Source organism: Xanthomonas sp. NCPPB 3959, assembly GCF_056675575.1.
Window position 1 is genome coordinate 167,054 of the sequence record NZ_JBWWVR010000011.1, and the last position, 17,156, is coordinate 184,209.

The following is a 17,156-nucleotide window of genomic DNA, read 5'->3' on the forward strand; positions in this document are numbered from 1 at the left end:
TGGTAACACCACCGCAGGACGCCGCTTGGCGGCCGCGGAAACAGCAGGAAGCGACGGTATCGGGACTATCGAAATCCGCCGTTGCGAATCCCAACTCCCGAATCCCCACCCCCGGCCGTCAAACGAAAAACCCCGCAAAAGCGGGGCTTTCCGTCTCGTCCGTCAGGCATCGGTGCCTGGCGGACTGGCCTGCATGGAGCGGGCGATTACGCCTCGACAACCACGCTGACGGTACGACGCTTCTTCGCACCCTTGACCGAGAACTCCACCTTGCCGTTCACCAGGGCGAACAGGGTGTGGTCACGGCCGAGGCCGACGCCGCTACCCGGGTGGAACTGGGTGCCGCGCTGACGCACGATGATGTTGCCGGCATCGATGGCCTGACCACCGAAGATCTTCACACCCAGGTACTTCGGGTTGGAATCGCGACCATTGCGCGAGGAACCTACGCCTTTTTTATGTGCCATGACTGGTTCTCCTTACTTCTTATCGCCACCGGCAATGCCGGTGATCTCGATTTCGGTGTAGTACTGACGGTGTCCCTGACGCTTCATGTGGTGCTTGCGGCGACGGAACTTGATGATGCGCACCTTGTCGGCGCGGCCATGGGCCACAACCTTTGCGGTGACCGAAGCGCCCTTCAGCGCATCGCCCAGCTTGATGCCATCGCTATCGCCCAACATCAGGACGGTGTCGAACTTGATCTCGTCGCCAGCTTCGACTTCGAGCTTTTCCACGCGGAGCGTTTCGCCCTGCGCGACGCGGTATTGCTTACCGCCGGTTACCAGAACTGCGTACATGACCAGGTTTTCCTCTGTAGTTATTATGGTCGCACTGACGTGCCCTAGGGCAGACAGGAGCGGGATTGTACTGGCCTATCGGGTTTTGGGTCAACCCGCAAGCCGGGCGCCGGCCGGTTTCCGATCGGCGGCACGTCGACCTGCCGCAGGCGACATCGATCCGGCTCCATGCAACGCATCATCCGGCCGCCACAGCGCTCCGGTCAGACTGGCATTTCGGGCAATTGCCCTCACCTAGGTCGGCGGGTAGGCTGATCGACTGCCACTCATTCCTGCTGAGCACGCTCGCACCACCGCCGGTTCGCCGGCCCGACATCGGATCCCCCATGGCGATGGATTTCATCCGCATCCGCGGCGCGCGGACGCACAACCTCAAGAACATCGACCTCGACCTGCCTCGCGACAAACTGATCGTGATCACCGGCCTGTCCGGCTCGGGCAAGTCGTCGTTGGCGTTCGACACCATTTATGCGGAGGGCCAGCGCCGCTACGTCGAGTCGCTGTCGGCGTATGCGCGCCAGTTCCTCAGCGTGATGGAAAAGCCGGACCTGGACCATATCGAAGGTCTGTCCCCGGCGATTTCGATCGAACAAAAATCGACCTCGCACAACCCGCGCTCCACGGTTGGCACGATCACCGAGATCTATGACTACCTGCGTCTGCTGTACGCACGCGTCGGCCAGCCACGCTGCCCGGACCACGGCTTCCCGCTGGAGGCGCAGACGGTCAGCCAGATGGTCGACCACATGCTCAACCAGGACCAGGAGCAGCGCTACATGCTGCTGGCGCCAGTGATCCGCGACCGCAAGGGCGAGCATGCGCAGGTGTTCGAGCAACTGCGTGCGCAGGGCTTCGTGCGCGTGCGCGTGGACGGCGAGTTGTACGAGATCGATGCAGTGCCGGCCTTGGCGCTGCGCCAGAAGCACACCATCGAAGCGGTGATCGACCGCTTTCGTCCGCGCGAAGACATCAAGCAGCGGCTGGCGGAAAGTTTCGAGACCGCGCTCAAGCTTGGCGAAGGCATGGTCGCAGTGCAGTCGCTGGACGATGCGGCCGCCGCGCCGCATCTATTCTCGTCCAAGTACAGCTGCCCGGTCTGCGATTACTCGCTGCCCGAGCTGGAACCGCGGCTGTTTTCGTTCAACGCACCGGTGGGCGCCTGCCCGAGTTGCGATGGCCTGGGCGTGGCCGAATTCTTCGACCCCGATCGTGTCGTGGTGCATCCGGAACTGTCGCTATCGGCCGGTGCGGTGCGTGGTTGGGATCGGCGCAATGCCTATTATTTCCAGCTGATCGCCTCGCTCGCCAAGCACTACAAGTTCGACGTGGACGCAGTGTGGAACTCGCTGCCGGCCAAGGTGCGCCAGGCAGTGCTGTTCGGCAGCGGCGATGAGGTGATCAGCTTCACCTACTTCACCGATGCGGGCGGGCGCACCACGCGCAAGCACCGTTTCGAAGGCATTTTGCCGAACCTGGAACGGCGCTACCGCGAGACCGAATCGCCGGCGGTGCGCGAGGAGCTGACCAAGTACGTCAGCCAGCAGCCCTGCCCTGCGTGTAACGGCACGCGTCTGAATCGTGCCGCGCGCAACGTGTTCGTCGCCGACCGCCCGCTGCCCGAGTTGGTGGTGCTGCCGGTCAACGAGGCGCTGAGCTTTTTCCGTGGCTTGTCGTTGCCGGGTTGGCGCGGCGAGATTGCCAGCAAGATCGTCAAGGAGATCGGCGAGCGGCTGGGCTTCCTGGTCGATGTGGGCCTGGATTACCTGACCCTGGAGCGCAAGGCTGACACCTTGTCCGGTGGCGAGGCGCAACGCATTCGTCTGGCCAGCCAGATCGGCGCCGGCCTGGTCGGTGTGATGTATGTGCTGGACGAGCCCTCGATCGGCCTGCATCAGCGCGACAACGAACGCCTGCTCGGCACGCTGACGCGGCTGCGCGATCTGGGCAATACGGTGATCGTGGTCGAGCATGACGAAGACGCGATCCGCCTGGCCGATTACGTGCTGGATATCGGCCCCGGCGCCGGCGTGCACGGCGGCGAAATCTGCGCGCAAGGCACGCTGCAGGACATTCTGGATGCGCCGCGCTCGCTGACCGGTCAGTACCTGTCGGGCAAGCGCCGCATCGAGATTCCCAAGCAGCGCCACAAGCCCAACCCGAAGATGATGCTGCACCTGCGCGGGGCGACCGGCAACAACCTGAAGAATGTCGATCTGGACATTCCGGCCGGCCTGCTGACCTGTATCACCGGCGTCTCCGGCTCGGGCAAGTCCACGCTGATCAACGACACGCTGTTTTCGCTAGCGGCCAACGAGATCAACGGCGCCTCGCATCCGGTGGCCGCGCATCGCGAGGTCGAGAACCTCGATCTGTTCGACAAGGTCGTGGATATCGACCAGTCGCCGATCGGGCGTACGCCGCGCTCCAATCCGGCTACCTACACCGGCATGTTCACGCCGTTGCGCGAGTTGTTCGCACAGGTGCCGGAATCGCGCGCGCGCGGGTATTCGCCGGGCCGTTTCAGCTTCAATGTGCGTGGCGGGCGCTGCGAAGCCTGCCAGGGCGATGGCCTGATCAAGGTGGAGATGCACTTCCTGCCCGACGTCTATGTGCCCTGCGATGTCTGCCACGGCAAGCGCTACAACCGCGAGACGCTGGAGATCCGCTACAAGGGCTACAACATCAGCGACGTGTTGCAGATGACCGTGGAAGATGCGCTGCGCCTGTTCGAGCCGGTGCCGTCGATCGCGCGCAAGCTGGAAACGCTGGTCGATGTCGGCCTGAGTTACATCAAGCTGGGGCAGAGCGCGACCACGCTGTCCGGCGGTGAAGCGCAGCGCGTGAAATTGTCGAAGGAGCTATCGCGTCGCGATACCGGACGCACCTTGTACATCCTCGACGAGCCGACCACCGGCCTGCACTTCCACGACATCGAAGCGCTGCTCGGCGTGCTGCACAAGCTGCGCGACGAGGGCAATACGGTGGTGGTGATCGAACACAACCTGGACGTGATCAAGACCGCCGACTGGATCGTGGACCTGGGCCCGGAAGGCGGCCACCGCGGTGGCAGCATCCTGGTCTCCGGCACGCCGGAAGAGGTGGCTGCACACAAGGCGTCCTACACCGGGCAATTCCTGGCCAAGATGCTGCCGTCGGTGAAGGCGCGCGAGACGCGCCCGGCGGCAATGGCCAACAAGCCCGATGCGCGACCGCCACGCAAGATCAAACCGGAAAAGGTGGCGAAAGTCGCCAAATCCGCCACCAAGAAAACTGCGAAGAAGAAGGCAAGCTGATGAGCGAAGAGCACAAGGTGTTGGCACGCATCCCGATCAGCGTGCGCTGGCGCGACATGGACAGCATGGGTCATGTCAACAACGCCAAATACATTTCCTATCTGGAAGAAGCGCGTGTGCGCTGGATGCTGGGCGTGGACGGTGTGTCGATGACCGATCGCATTGCGCCGGTGGTCGCGGCCACCAACGTCAACTACAAGCGCCCGCTGGTGTGGCCGAACGACATCCTGGTGGAACTGTTCGTTGAGCGGCTGGGCAGCAGCAGCATCACCATCGGCCATCGCATCCTCGACCAGAAAGACCAGAGCGTGCTGTATTCGGATGGCAACGTGGTCGTGGTGTGGATCGATACGCAAACTGGCAAAAGCGCGTCGCTACCGGATGCGGTGCGCGCTGCCAGCAACTGAGTTTCATCAGCGCATTCGCTGCGTTTTCTCGGTGTTGGTAATTGGCGGCGGCTCTTTCGGGAGCCGCCGTTTTCGTCTTCAGCAACGGCATGCTTGCTACTGCGTGATGTAGCAAGCATCGTTACCGAGATAGGAAAACGCAGCTGATGCAGCAGGATGGCTTCCACATCAGGCATTGCGCCTGATCAGTAGCGTTGCGCAAATGGACTCACCAGCACCGCAGCATCCGTGCTGCCATCCTGTGCTCTGCCCGATCACGAACCCGGCGCGCGCTTGCGCGCCTCCAGCGTGGTCTTGATCTCGCGACCATCCTGCAAGGTAAAGGTCACCGGCACCTGCGCGCCCTCCTGCAGCGGCGCGCTCGCCTCCATCAGCATCAGATGCAGGCCGCCCGGCGCCAGCATCACCGACTTGCCGGCAGGCAGCGGCAACTCGGGCACCGCACGCATGCGACTGACGCCGTTGGTTTGCGTGGTTTCGTGAATGGAGACATCGGCGAACACGCTGCTCTTGGCCGTGGTGACCTTCAGCGGCTGCGCGCAGCCGTTATGGAATTGCCCGAACCCCGCCGCCATGCCCATGCCCCCGGGCGGTGGAATGCGGACCCAGCCATCCTTGAATTCAGGCAGGCACTGCGCCGAGGCGCCTGCACTTGCCAACACCGACAACGCACCGAGCAGCACGCGTGCGTACGTGCGCTGCCTGCTTCGACTGCCGTCTATCATGACCCGACCTCCAGGAGCCCCGAATGAGCATCCAGATCTTAGACCATGGCCGTCTTCGCGAAATCCGTCTGGCCCGCCCGCCGGTCAATGCACTGGACAGCACGCTGTGCCAGGCCTTGAGCGTTGCAGTGCAGCAGGCCGGCGATGAGACCGATGGCATCGTGCTGTCGGGCAGCGAGCGGATTTTTTCCGGTGGCATGGACGTGCCGCACCTGCTGGCGCACGGCACCGACCGCGCTGCATTGCTGGCCAGCTGGACGGCCTTCTTCGACGCTGCGCAAGCGCTGGCCAACAGCCGCGTGCCGGTGGTAGCGGCCATCGGCGGGCATGCGCCGGCCGGCGGCTGCGTGTTGGCGCTGTGCTGCGACTACCGGGTGATGGCGCGCAGTGCCGACACCGCCAAACCCTATGCGATCGGCTTGAACGAAGTGCAGGTGGGCCTGGCCGCGCCCGAAGGCATCCAGCGGCTGTTGCGCCGCGTGGTCGGTGCGCACCGCGCCGAGCGCCTGCTGATCTCCGGCCAGCTGCTGCCGGCCGAACAGGCGGTCACGATCGGCCTGGTCGACGAGCTGGCCGATGGCGAGCTGGTCACCGCGCGCGCGGTTGCCTGGCTGCAGGATCTGCAGCGACTGCCGCGCCAGCCCATGCTGACCACACGCGCCATCGCCCGCGCCGATCTGCGCGCCGCGCTGGCACCCGAGCTGATCCAGCTGGAGCGTTTCATCGACGGCTGGTACGCACCGGATGCGCAGGCGGCGCTGCATGGCCTGGTCGCGCGCCTGCAAAAGACCTGAGCACGCGCCTTGCGCATGGTGGCGACGGGGCGGCCGGTATAATCGCGGTCCGTCGCACGCCCAGGCCAGCCCTTTGTCCGCCACTGCCGAACCCGTCGTCTCCGAACTGATCAACCTGCTGTCGCTGGAGCGTCTGGAAGACAACCTGTTTCGCGGCCAAAGCCGCGACATCGGCACCAAGTACGTGTTCGGTGGGCAGGTGCTGGGGCAGGCGCTGGCCGCCGCGCAGGCCACGGTGGAAAACGGTCGCCAGGCCCACTCGTTGCACGCCTACTTTCTGCGCGCCGGGGATATCGATCACCCGATCGTCTACGACGTCGATCGCACCCGCGATGGCGGAAGTTTCTCGGTACGACGGGTCACCGCGATCCAGCATGGCAAGGTGATCTTTTTCTGCGCAGCGTCGTTTCAGGAACACGAAGACGGCGCCGAGCATCAGTCGGTGATGCCGGTGGTGCCGCCGCCGGAAGACATCGAACCCACTGCGCCGCTGGCACCGGAAGTGCTGGCGAAACTGCCGGCCAAGGTGCAGCGCTGGCTCTCGCGTGGCGGCCCGTTCGAATTCCGCCACGTCTTTCCGCGCGACGAACTCAGACCACCCAAGCGCCCGCCGTTCCAGCAGATGTGGCTACGCCTGAGCGACCCGGTCGGCGACGATGTCGGCCTGCATCGCGCCTTGCTGGCGTATGCCTCGGATTTTCAGCTGCTGGGCACCTCCACGTTTCCGCACGGCATCAGTTATTACACGCCGAACGTGCAGATGGCCTCGCTCGATCATGCGCTGTGGTTCCATCGCCCGTTCCGTACCGACGACTGGCTGCTGTACTCGCTCGACAGCCCTACTGCGCAGGGCTCGCGCGGCCTGGCGCGCGGGCAGTTTTTCACCCGCGATGGCGTGCTGGTCGCCAGCACCACGCAGGAAGGCTTGATCCGCGTGGTGCCCGATGGCAGCGCAATTGCCGTGCCGGCGAAGGACTAGCCGTGCCCGTGCCCGTGCCTAAACAACAGATTTCGCTGAGCGCAGACAGGCCTGCTGCCGCCTTTTTCGGTTGTGGACCGACGTCCACGCCACTCTTCTTCCATGTCTCGAACACGCGCACCCGCAGCGCGATGCGTTCGGCAATCGCTGGCACACTTTAAGCATGCGCAAGATCTTCAGCAGTCAACGTATCGAAACCGCCGAAGGCGTCGCCAACCTGTTGCGCGATGCCGGCATCGATGTGCGCATGAGCAATGGCCGCTCCTATGAAAGCAAACGCACCGGCCAGTTCAGCTATCTCGAACACAGCAACGCACAGACCTATCCCACCGTGTGGATCGTGCATGCCGACGACCAGCCACGCGCGCGCGAGTTGCTGCGCGACGCGCGCCTGCTCGACACCACCCGCCGCGACCTGCCGAACGTGGAATACACCTTCCGCGAAGGCGAGAACGGCTCAAGTTCCAGCGCGCGCAGCTGGGCCTGGCGTATCCGTCTGGTGCTGCTGTTGGTGATCGGCGCGGTTGCAATGTTCGTGGTGCTGCGCCATCGCAGCGCGCCTGCACCGGTGCCTCAACCGGCATCGCAGCAAGCGGCGCCTGCCAACGCGGCACCACCGGCGGCAGAGGATGAAGAAGTGCGCGTGCAGATCCAGCCGGCGCGCTGAGCGCGGCTGACGTCAGCACTTGCATCAACCGGCATCGCATCGGTCACATCTGCCGCTCCCATGCGTCATGCTGGGACCAGGACATGGATTGCGCCGATGCACACCGACACGCTGGACCTGATGTTGCAACGCGAACTGCCGCATGCCGCGGCCGGCTGCCAGCAGGCCTATGGCCGCATTGTGCGCGCCTGCCAGAACACGGTGACCGCCATCGCGCTGGCGATCACCCGCGATATCGCCGCCAGCGAGGACATCGCCCAGGAAGCCTTTCTGCGCGCCTGGCAGCGGCTGGCACAACTCAGCCAACCGGCCAGCTTCCTGCCATGGCTGCGCCAGATCACCCGCAACCTGGCGCGCGACTGGCTGCGTGCCAACCGGCATCGCGCGCTCAGTGGCGAAGCAGCCGACCTCGCCATCGCGATGGCAGCCGACCCCGCACCCTCGCCCGCCGAGCACCTGCTGCAGGTGGAAGAAGAAATTGCCGCGCTCGACATCATTTCCGCATTGCCCGAAGAAAGCCGTGAGACGCTGCTGCTGTATTACCGCGAAGGCCAGAGTTCGCAGCAGGTGGCATCGCTGCTCGGCCTCAGCGATGCCGCCGTGCGCAAGCGCCTGTCGCGGGCACGTGCCAGCGTGCGCGAGGAGCTGCTGCGCCGGTTCGGCGCGTTCGCGCGTGGCAGCGCACCCAGTGTGGCCTTTGCCACTGCGGTGACCTCGGCAACGATGCTGGCAACTCCGGGAACTGCGAGCGCGGCCATTGTGTTGGGCGGCATCGGTGGCGCGGGCAAGCTGGGCATGGGTGGTTTGACCGGCTCTGCCGTTGGCGGTGGCGGCGCAGCCGGTGCGTTGAGCGTCTGGTTCGGCATGCCGGCGCTGTTTGCTGCAGGCAGCGTGCTGGTTGCAGCACTGGGAACTTACTGGTCGGGCTGGTATCTGCTGCGCTTTGCCGAGACAGCTCGCGAAACCGCGGGTATCCACCGATTCATGCTCACAAGCACCCTGACGTCGGTGATCGTGTGCGGCAGCACGTTGCTACTGAATCGACTCAGCAACCAACCCTGGTCGGCCTTGCTGGTGCTGTGCGCAGGCATGGTCGTGATCAACTATCAAACGCTGCGCGTGCTGCCCCGGGTGATGCGCCCCATGCTGGAACGCGATGCACAACGGCGCGGCACCACGCAGGCACCATTGCTTTACCGCTGCATGTTCAGTCCAAGCGCAATGCTCATGAGCACGCTGGCGGTCTTGCTGCCGATCCTGCATCACTCCATCAAGTCGGGGATGCTATGACGCACTTGAAAGCCAGGATCAGCCTGTGCGGCGGTCGAGCGAGAAAGGCAGCGATCCAGCATCCTCGCATCACGCTGCAACCGGCATGCGCGATGTTTTCACAGACACGCAGCTGCGCTCTACGTAAGGCCTCCTGCTTGCCGGGAGGCACCGCAACCGATAGCTCCTACCGATACACCCACCGCCTGCAGCAAAGAATGAGAAAGTGCGCATGCGGATCCAGCCGGCGCGCTGAGCGCCGGCGAATATCCGCGTCGTGAACGGCACGGCCCCATCACAGCGTGGCTGAGCCGCATTTTTTGACTGTATCCCAATGAATTTCATTGCAACTGCTTCTCTGCGAGTATTCCAGCGGCTTTGCGACTGCAACAGTGCAGTTTCGGCACACGGCGCTTGAAAAAGACCAGGAGAGCAATGCAGTGAAAAAGATCGTGACCGCAGGCCTGATGCTGCTGAGCAGCGCTGGTGCGCACGCGGAAGGACTGACAACCTCGCCCGACGGCCAAACGCTGACCGTGAGCTTTGGAGAACCCACCGTCAAACAGGTGCTCCACTATCGCAAGATGTACGAGAAAAAGCCGTTTCCCGATGCGGAGATTTATTACTACGGCAACGGCATGTACAAGATCATTTCGCAAGGCGAGAACCACTATGGCGTCTACGTTCTGCAAGGCAGTTTCGACGACGAGACCTGCACGGTGAAGTTCATCTCACTCCCCTCTCCAGACTGGGGCAACAAAACGGCCTTCCACCAGCTGACCTTCATCCGCAGCGGCAAGGAAAACGTCTTCATTCAAAACGCCATCGTCGAGACGGGTGAAGCCATTGCGCAGCAGAACGGAACCTACACGCAGGAACAGAACACGCTCGCCAATCCTGTCCACAAGGAGTGGCACAGCAAATGACAACCTGCACTGGCGTCACGGTAATGCCGAGCGCCCGAATCGGCACTGTTCTTGTCGCCGGAGAGTATTCCAACGCCACCGGGACCTGACGGCAGGCCGCAGTGCTGCACCGGCCGGAACACACTGGCACATCGCGCTATCGGTACCCGTGCGACTTGCCATTACGGCATGAGCTCGCCTTTTCCAGCAACCGCCGAGGTGGCCGCAGCACATCCGGCAGCCCCATGAAAAAAGCCTCCCTTGCGGGAGGCTATGGGTCGATCGGCGCCTTGTTGCATCATCCGTGTGACTGACCTCCTTACCGCTACGGTTGACGCGGCACGTGTTCAGCCACGTGCCGCGTCAACACGTGCTCAGTTGCCCGTAGCGGGCTTGGCCGGCATCGGACGCTTGCCGTGATCACCACGCTCGCCATGCTCGCCCGGACCACGCGGACCGTGCTCGCCACGCTGCTTGGAGGCCGCATCGAACTCGGCCTTGCTCAACTTGCCGTCCTTGTCGGTATCGGCCTTGGCAAACCATGCGTCGCGATGCTGCTGCATGCGCAACGCACGGTCGGCGCGATCGACAAAGCCGTCCTTGTTGACGTCCATCTCATCGAAACGCGCGGCGAACTTCGGGTCGGCCTTGGCTTCTTCGCGGCTGATGCGGCCGTCCTTGTTGGTATCGAACTTGCTCAGCCATTCGCCGCGCCCGTCGCGTCCATCACGACCCGGGCCCCGATGATGCGGACGCTCATCGCGCGACAGCTTGCCGTCCTTGTTGGTGTCCAACGTATCGAACTGCGCAGCCAGCTTCGGATCGGCCGCCGCTTCGCTGCGGTCGATCACGCCATCGCCGTTCTTGTCGAGCTTGGCAGGACGCGGCGCATCGCCAGCGGCAGGCGGAGCGGCGAACACCGCGCCGGTGGACAGGACGGCCAGCACGGCCAATGCGAGAAACGGTTTGCGAGACGTCATGAGAAACTCCTGGGATGTGAGAACCACACGCGGCACCTGCATGGGCCGCATCGCGTGGGTGGCGCATCCGGATCCACCGTGCGCTGCCACCAACACCCACATCAACGAGCGATCGGCACACGCGTTGACGCGGCCACCTGGCGTATTCATCCGGCGGACAGTCGCCGCTGTTGCGACACGCAGGCGCTATCCTGCGTCCATGGCCATCCACGCCGACACCCACGACGACCTGCGCCTGTTCCAGACCGGCGAGCATGCCTGCGGCTACTGGCCGGATCGGCGTGCGCGCGACCTGGTACTGGACCCGCACGATCCGCGTCTGGGCGCAATTTATCCGCAGGCATTGGCGTGGGGATTCCGGCGCTCCGGCGATCTGGTCTACCGGCCGCATTGCGAACGTTGCCGCGCCTGCGTGCCGGTGCGCATTGCCGTGGATGCGTTCCGGCACGATCGCAGTCAGCGCCGTTGCCTGGCGCGCAACCAGGACCTGGTGGTGCGCGTGGTCGCCGCCGAACGCACCGACGAACAACTTGCGTTGTATCGGCAGTATCTCAAGCACCGCCATCCCGGCGGCGGCATGGACGAACATGGCGCCACCGAATTCGACCAGTTCCTGATCGGCGGCTGGTCGCATGGGCGCTTTCTTGAGATACGCGAACCGGCGGTGGCGCACGCGCCAGGGCGATTGCTCGCCGTTGCGGTCACCGATGTCACCGAGCACGCGTTGTCGGCGGTCTATACGTTCTACGCGCCGGATGCCGCCGCGCGCAGTCTGGGCACCTTCGCGATCCTGCAGCAGATCCAATGGGCGCAACGCGAGCGGCGCGCGCATGTGTATCTGGGCTACTGGATCGATGGCCACGCGAAGATGAATTACAAGCGCCATTTCAGCGCACTGGAAGCTTACGACGGCCGTCAATGGCGCGGGCTCCCCGCCCCTGCACCGGCAGGTTGAACCACCGGACGACGACATCGGCCTGTCGTCTCCCGCATGCGAGAATGTCGCGATGATCAAACCCATCCTGCTGCTTGCGCTGACCATGCTCTGCGCTGCTTGCGCGCATCGCGCGCCCTCCTCCGATACCGCGCCCGGCGCTTCCGCTGCCGCGCCTGAACCTACCCACTTGCGCATCGCGACCTACAACACCTCGCTGTATTCCGACGAGGCCGGCGGCCTGGTGCGCGAACTGCAGGGCGACAGCGCGCATGCGCGCAAGATCGCCGCGGTGCTGCAACGGGTGCGCCCGGATCTGGTGCTGCTCAACGAGTTCGATTTCGACCCCGAGCATCGCGCCGCCGATCTATTTCAGCAGCGCTATCTGCAGGTCACCCAGCCGGGCGGCGGCGAAGCGCTGCGCTATCCGTATCGCTACCTGGCGCCAGTGAATACCGGCGTGCCGAGTGGGCTGGATCTGGACAACAACGGCACTGTCGGTGGCGATGGCCGTTCGCGCGGCAACGATGCCTGGGGGTATGGGTTGCACCCTGGCCAGTACGGCATGCTGGTGCTGTCGCGCTATCCGATCGATGCGCAGGCGGTGCGCAGTTTCCAGCTGCTGAAATGGAGCGCGTTACCGGGTGCGTTGCGCCCGACCGATCCGTCCAGCAAGAAATCGTTTTATCGCGATGCGATCTGGGCGCAACTGCGGCTGTCGTCCAAATCGCATTGGGACGTGCCGGTGCGCACGCCGCTGGGCGTGGTGCACGCGCTGGTGTCGCATCCCACACCGCCGGTGTTCGACGGTGCCGAGAAGCGCAACGCCGCCCGCAATCACGACGAACTGCGGCTATGGCGCGAGTATCTGGATAACCCAAAAGACGCCGCATGGCTGTGCGACGACCAGGGCCGCTGCGGTGGTCTGCCGGCCGACGCACGCTTTGTGATCCTCGGCGATCTCAATAACGACCCGGTCGATGGCGCCGGCCGCCACGATGCGATCCGCGCACTGATCACGCATCCGCGTGTGCTGCAGTACCCCACCCCGCACAGCGACGGCGGCCCGGAAAAAACCGCCGAGTACGCCGCGCTAGGTATCGCGCATAGCGGCGACCCGCAGCAGGTCACCGGCGACTTCGGCCCGCAGGCCGGCACGATGCGTCTGGACTACGTGCTGCCATCGCGCCAGTTCACCCTGATCGGCAGCGGCATCTTCTGGCCCGCGAGCAGCATGCCGGAAGCGGCGATTGCCGATGGCAGCGACCATCATGCGGTGTGGGTGGATGTGGCTGAGAAGCCGTGATTGGGGATTCGGGATTCGGGATTCGGGATTCGAAGCATATGGCTCTGAGCTGACTCAGGCTTCTCCTGCGGACGATCCGTTGAACAGCGGCAGCTGCGGCAGGAGCACGAGGGTGCTCGTGCCGCAGTAGTTGAAGACGTGCCGGGATGCGGTCGGCGGTTGTCAATGCCGGGCTAGCGCGGTCGGTGACGAGAGCGCCCACCCGAGTCGCCAGAGCAGGAGCGGTTCTTTGCTGCCGCTACAGCCCCGCCCCGACACGCATTGCGCCTCAGGCGTCCAGCCGGATCGCCAACGCCTCAGCCGCCACACGCGCCTTCTCACGCGCAGCATCGATGCTGTCGGCACGCGCCAGCGTGACACCGACACGGCGATGGCCATCTACGCGCGGCTTGCCGAACAAACGGAGTGCGGTGTCCGGGTCGCGCAGTGCATCGGCAACGTTGTCGAAGGCGGGCACGCCGTGGCCGTGTGCGAGCAGTGCACACGATGCCGATGGCCCGCTCTGACGAATCACGCCACCGCTGTCGGCACCGACCGGCAGGCCGAGAATGGCGCGCGCGTGCAGCGCGAATTCGCTTAACTCCTGCGATACCAGCGTGACCAGGCCGGTGTCATGCGGGCGCGGCGAGACTTCGCTGAACCAGACTTCGTCGCCCTTGACGAACAACTCCACACCGAACAGCCCCCAGCCGCCAAGGTCATCGGTGATCGCCTGCGCGATCTGCTGCGAGCGCTGCAGCGCGGCCGGCGACATCGGCTGCGGCTGCCAGCTCTCGCGGTAGTCGCCATCTTTCTGCCAATGCCCGATCGGATCGCAGAACGAAGTACCGCCGGCATGCCGCACGGTCAACAAGGTGATCTCGTAATCGAAGTCGATAAAGCCTTCGACGATGCAGCGGCCGGCACCGGCACGCCCGCCAGTCTGCGCGTAGTCCCACGCGGCATCGATGTCTGCTTCGCTGCGCAAGGTGCTCTGGCCCTTGCCCGAGGACGACATCACCGGCTTGACCACGCACGGCAGGCCGACAGCGGCGATGGCGTCGCGGTACTCGGCCGCGGTGTCGACGAAACGATACGGCGAGGTCGGCAGGCCCAGAGTTTCAGCCGCCAGACGACGGATGCCTTCACGGTCCATGGTCAGGCGTGCGGCGCGCGCAGTCGGAATGACCTTCTGCCCTTGCTCGCGCTCCAGCGCGACCAGCGTTTCGGTATGGATGGCCTCGATCTCCGGCACGATCAGATGCGGCTGCTCTTTGGCGATCAGCGCGCGCAGTGCCTGCGGGTCGAACATGTCCAGCACGTGCGAACGATGCGCCACCTGCATCGCCGGCGCATTGGCGTAACGGTCGGCAGCGATCACTTCCACCCCGAAGCGCTGCAATTCGATCGCCACTTCCTTGCCCAGTTCGCCCGAGCCCAGCAACAACACGCGGGTGGCGGAAGGCGACAACGGCGTGCCGAGAGTAGTCATGAGCGCGGTCCAGATCGGAAGGGGGCCGCCATTCTAACGGGGCAGTCACACAGACCGCCGGTCAGAGCCCTTGCGCCGACTGATATCAATTTGATATCTTTTTTCCACTCCCCAAGGACACCTGACTCATGAAAGAGAAGCCGATCAGTTCACTGCCGGGCATTCCCGTCATCCTCGCCGCAGGCGCGGCGTTCGCAGGCGCGGCGTGGTTCATCCTCACCTCGATGGCTGCCACCACCACAACGCCGGGTGGGTTCCTCACTTCGCTGCTGGTGGTGGCGGTGGGCATCTTCATGCTGGCCGGTCTGTACACGCTGGAGCCGAACCAGGCCGCAGTGCTGAGCCTGTTCGGCAAGTACGTCGGCACGGTCAAGGACCCGGGACTGCGCTGGAACAACCCCTTCTATGCAAAACGTCGCGTCAGCCAGCGCGTGCGCAACTTCGAAAGCGGCCGGCTCAAGGTCAACGAACTGGATGGCAGCCCGATCGAGATTGCCGCCGTGATCGTGTGGCAGGTGCTGGATGCATCCGAAGCGGTCTACAACGTCGACGACTACGAAAGCTTCGTGCATATCCAGTCCGAAGCGGCGCTGCGCGCGATGGCCACCAGCTACCCCTACGACCAGCACGAAGACGATCAGATCTCGCTGCGCAGCCACCCGGCCGAAATCAGCGAGCAACTCAAGCGCCATCTGGACGAGCGCCTGACCCAGGCCGGCGTGGATGTGATCGAAGCGCGCATCAGCCACCTCGCCTACGCACCGGAAATCGCCCAGGCCATGCTGCAGCGGCAGCAGGCCAATGCGGTGATCGCCGCACGCACGCGCATCGTCGCCGGTGCGGTGGGCATGGTCGAAATGGCGCTGTCCGAACTGCAGAAAAATGGTGTGGTGCAGCTGGACGAAGAGCGCAAGGCGCACATGGTCAGCAACCTGCTCACGGTGTTGTGTTCTGATCGTGGCACCCAACCGGTGGTCAACGCCGGCTCGCTGTATTGAGGTGATGCGATGAATGTCATGGTGCCGTTGGTGGTCGCGCTCTCCGGCTTGCCCGCGCTGGCGATCGCCGCCTCGATCGGGGCGGACGAGGACGACCGCGCGCGTGGCCTGGGCCTGCGCTGGGCGCTGATCGGCCTGGTGATCCTGATCGGTGCCGCGTGCCTGTACTGGGCCGGCGACAACCGCGCCGGTATCTACGCGGTGGTGATCGGCATGCTCGTCGGCGTGAACGTGTTGATCGTCTCGATGGTGATGCACCTGCGCCGCCACAGCGGCCGCGGGGAGCGCGAGTGAACGAAAAGAAGGCCTATCCGCTGCGCATCAACGCCGACGTCCTGGCCGCCGTGCAGCGCTGGTCAGACGACGAACTGCGCAGCCTCAATGCACAGATCGAATACGTGTTGCGCGATGCGCTGCGCAAGGCCGGCCGGCTGCCGAAGCCGCGCGACGACAAGGAACCGCAAGCATGAGCAAACGCTGGAACTATCTGACCATCGAGTTGAAGCCGTCGTTTATCGGCACGATCAAGAGCGAGGACATCCAGGCCGAACTCGTCAAGCAGGGCAACCTTGGCTGGGAGCTGGTCAACATCCTCATGCATATGCCGCTTGGCACAGCGCTGCTGGTGTTCAAGAAGGAACTCTGACATCGGCGCGCCAGCGCGCCTCGGCGGCTGGCGCGCAATGGTCTCTCGTCTGCCCTGTTGACGACGGACTTGCACAGCGGTGGTCGCCGAGCTCTCGCAGCCACGGCTACCCGCCGCTGGACCAGGATTTGCCTTCGCTGGCCGCGCTGGCCACTTCGGCCTACCCTGTGCCGATGCCGATACGTCCCTTGCCGACCCTGCTGCTCAATACCCGCTTTATCGAACTAGTGCCAGCCGCCCTTCTGCAGGCGCGCAGCAATGCCGACGCGCGTGTGCTGGCGCAGGCCGACTGGCTGCTGAGGCGCAAGCGCGATGGGCGCTATCTGGCTGCGCAACTGGCGCAGGGGCTGATGCCGCTGGTGCCGCGGCTGGCACGCGAGCCCGGCCTGGATGAGGCGCTGGATCGGTTGGATGCCGACACGCCTAGCCTGCCGACACGCGCCACCACGCTCCCGATCGACGGCCTGCAACGCCGTCTGGCGCAGCTGGGCATCGCTCACGACGATTACGTCAGCCAGACCGGCCTGATGCTGATCGCCGAACCGTCCGTGCTGCAGCATGCCGGCCGCGACCGCTACGGTCGGCCGCTTTGGCTCAGCCATGGCGCTGCCCGTGCCTGGCACCGCATGCGCATCGATGCGGCACGCACGGGCGTCCTGCTCGATGCGATCTCAGGCTATCGCAGTCACGACTATCAACTGGGCATCTTCGAACGCAAGTTCGCGCGCGGCCTCACGCTTGCCCAGATTCTGGCCGTCAACGCAGCGCCAGGCTTCAGCGAACACCACAGCGGCGATGCACTGGATATCGGCACGCCAGGCGAGCCGCCGGCCGAAGACGCCTTCGAAGCGACGCCGGCATTCGTGTGGTTGCGTACGCATGCCGCGCAGTTCGGCTTTCGCCTGAGTTATCCGCGCGACAACCCGCATGGCATCGTCTACGAGCCGTGGCACTGGCGTTGGTCGGCGACGTAAGCCGGCCG

General features: G+C 64.5%; 19 protein-coding genes. 14 read left to right on the plus strand and 5 right to left on the minus strand.

Features of this window, described 5'->3' with window-relative positions; all coding sequences use genetic code 11:
* Positions 1-206: 206 nt before the first annotated feature.
* Together rpmA and rplU are read right to left on the minus strand one after the other, a co-directional pair.
* Positions 207-467, minus strand: a complete 261-nt coding sequence (gene rpmA / locus AC1KVG_RS14535) for a 50S ribosomal protein L27 (RefSeq protein WP_006450000.1) — start codon at positions 465-467, stop codon at positions 207-209.
* A gap of 12 nt (positions 468-479) precedes the next feature.
* Positions 480-800 (minus strand): 50S ribosomal protein L21, encoded by a 321-nt coding sequence (rplU, locus tag AC1KVG_RS14540; RefSeq protein ID WP_006450001.1) that lies wholly within the window; start codon positions 798-800, stop codon positions 480-482.
* Between the two features lie 326 nt (positions 801-1,126).
* On the opposite strand from rplU, the gene uvrA reads away from it, so the two are divergent.
* Entirely contained in the window at positions 1,127-4,093 is a 2,967-nt protein-coding gene (gene uvrA, locus AC1KVG_RS14545) for an excinuclease ABC subunit UvrA (RefSeq protein ID WP_481094856.1), read from the plus strand.
* Positions 4,093-4,500 (plus strand): acyl-CoA thioesterase, encoded by a 408-nt coding sequence (locus tag AC1KVG_RS14550; protein WP_481094857.1) that lies wholly within the window; start codon positions 4,093-4,095, stop codon positions 4,498-4,500. Before uvrA ends, AC1KVG_RS14550 begins: the two co-directional genes overlap by 1 nt.
* Positions 4,501-4,754: 254 nt before the next feature.
* Here AC1KVG_RS14550 and AC1KVG_RS14555 read toward each other — a convergent pair whose 3' ends face one another.
* The gene (locus AC1KVG_RS14555; protein WP_481094869.1) at positions 4,755-5,183 is read right to left on the minus strand and encodes a copper chaperone PCu(A)C; all 429 of its coding nucleotides are present in this window, start codon (positions 5,181-5,183) and stop codon (positions 4,755-4,757) included.
* A 65-nt stretch (positions 5,184-5,248) separates the two neighbouring features.
* Here AC1KVG_RS14555 and AC1KVG_RS14560 point away from each other — a divergent pair, with 65 nt between their 5' ends.
* The 5 genes from AC1KVG_RS14560 to AC1KVG_RS14580 all read left to right on the plus strand — a co-directional run bounded on the left by AC1KVG_RS14560 (position 5,249) and on the right by AC1KVG_RS14580 (position 9,860).
* On the plus strand, positions 5,249-6,019 hold the full coding sequence (locus tag AC1KVG_RS14560; protein ID WP_481094858.1) for an enoyl-CoA hydratase/isomerase family protein: 771 nt from the start codon (positions 5,249-5,251) through the stop codon (positions 6,017-6,019).
* 73 nt (positions 6,020-6,092) lie between these two features.
* Complete coding sequence (tesB, locus tag AC1KVG_RS14565; protein WP_023903119.1) at positions 6,093-6,998, plus strand: acyl-CoA thioesterase II; 906 nt, start codon at positions 6,093-6,095, stop codon at positions 6,996-6,998.
* A gap of 163 nt (positions 6,999-7,161) precedes the next feature.
* On the plus strand, positions 7,162-7,665 hold the full coding sequence (locus tag AC1KVG_RS14570; protein WP_481094859.1) for a putative signal transducing protein: 504 nt from the start codon (positions 7,162-7,164) through the stop codon (positions 7,663-7,665).
* A gap of 96 nt (positions 7,666-7,761) precedes the next feature.
* Complete coding sequence (locus AC1KVG_RS14575) at positions 7,762-8,955, plus strand: RNA polymerase sigma factor (protein WP_183086846.1); 1,194 nt, start codon at positions 7,762-7,764, stop codon at positions 8,953-8,955.
* A gap of 446 nt (positions 8,956-9,401) precedes the next feature.
* Positions 9,402-9,860, plus strand: coding sequence for a hypothetical protein (locus AC1KVG_RS14580; RefSeq protein ID WP_176339652.1), 459 nt, complete (start codon positions 9,402-9,404; stop codon positions 9,858-9,860).
* A 353-nt stretch (positions 9,861-10,213) separates the two neighbouring features.
* Here the strand turns inward: AC1KVG_RS14580 and AC1KVG_RS14585 are convergent, their stop codons facing one another.
* Positions 10,214-10,819 (minus strand): EF-hand domain-containing protein, encoded by a 606-nt coding sequence (locus tag AC1KVG_RS14585; protein WP_481094860.1) that lies wholly within the window; start codon positions 10,817-10,819, stop codon positions 10,214-10,216.
* 40 nt (positions 10,820-10,859) lie between these two features.
* Here AC1KVG_RS14585 and AC1KVG_RS14590 point away from each other — a divergent pair, with 40 nt between their 5' ends.
* On the plus strand, positions 10,860-11,774 hold the full coding sequence (locus AC1KVG_RS14590; protein WP_481094870.1) for an arginyltransferase: 915 nt from the start codon (positions 10,860-10,862) through the stop codon (positions 11,772-11,774).
* A 52-nt stretch (positions 11,775-11,826) separates the two neighbouring features.
* A complete protein-coding gene (locus tag AC1KVG_RS14595) occupies positions 11,827-13,059 on the plus strand; it encodes an endonuclease/exonuclease/phosphatase family protein (protein WP_481094861.1) in 1,233 nt (410 codons plus the stop codon).
* 268 nt (positions 13,060-13,327) lie between these two features.
* Here the strand turns inward: AC1KVG_RS14595 and purT are convergent, their stop codons facing one another.
* Positions 13,328-14,530 (minus strand): formate-dependent phosphoribosylglycinamide formyltransferase, encoded by a 1,203-nt coding sequence (purT, locus tag AC1KVG_RS14600; RefSeq protein WP_481094862.1) that lies wholly within the window; start codon positions 14,528-14,530, stop codon positions 13,328-13,330.
* A 128-nt stretch (positions 14,531-14,658) separates the two neighbouring features.
* Here purT and AC1KVG_RS14605 point away from each other — a divergent pair, with 128 nt between their 5' ends.
* The 5 genes from AC1KVG_RS14605 to AC1KVG_RS14625 all read left to right on the plus strand — a co-directional run bounded on the left by AC1KVG_RS14605 (position 14,659) and on the right by AC1KVG_RS14625 (position 17,148).
* Complete coding sequence (locus AC1KVG_RS14605; RefSeq protein ID WP_006450013.1) at positions 14,659-15,528, plus strand: SPFH domain-containing protein; 870 nt, start codon at positions 14,659-14,661, stop codon at positions 15,526-15,528.
* A 9-nt stretch (positions 15,529-15,537) separates the two neighbouring features.
* Entirely contained in the window at positions 15,538-15,822 is a 285-nt protein-coding gene (locus AC1KVG_RS14610) for a hypothetical protein (RefSeq protein ID WP_006450014.1), read from the plus strand.
* Positions 15,819-15,998 carry a type II toxin-antitoxin system antitoxin gene (locus AC1KVG_RS14615; RefSeq protein WP_006450015.1) on the plus strand — a complete coding sequence of 60 codons (180 nt, stop codon included), beginning with the start codon at positions 15,819-15,821 and terminating at the stop codon, positions 15,996-15,998. Before AC1KVG_RS14610 ends, AC1KVG_RS14615 begins: the two co-directional genes overlap by 4 nt.
* Positions 15,995-16,174 carry a DUF4177 domain-containing protein gene (locus tag AC1KVG_RS14620; protein WP_023903110.1) on the plus strand — a complete coding sequence of 60 codons (180 nt, stop codon included), beginning with the start codon at positions 15,995-15,997 and terminating at the stop codon, positions 16,172-16,174. Before AC1KVG_RS14615 ends, AC1KVG_RS14620 begins: the two co-directional genes overlap by 4 nt.
* A gap of 173 nt (positions 16,175-16,347) precedes the next feature.
* Positions 16,348-17,148 (plus strand): M15 family metallopeptidase, encoded by an 801-nt coding sequence (locus tag AC1KVG_RS14625; protein ID WP_481094871.1) that lies wholly within the window; start codon positions 16,348-16,350, stop codon positions 17,146-17,148.
* Positions 17,149-17,156: the final 8 nt, after the last annotated feature.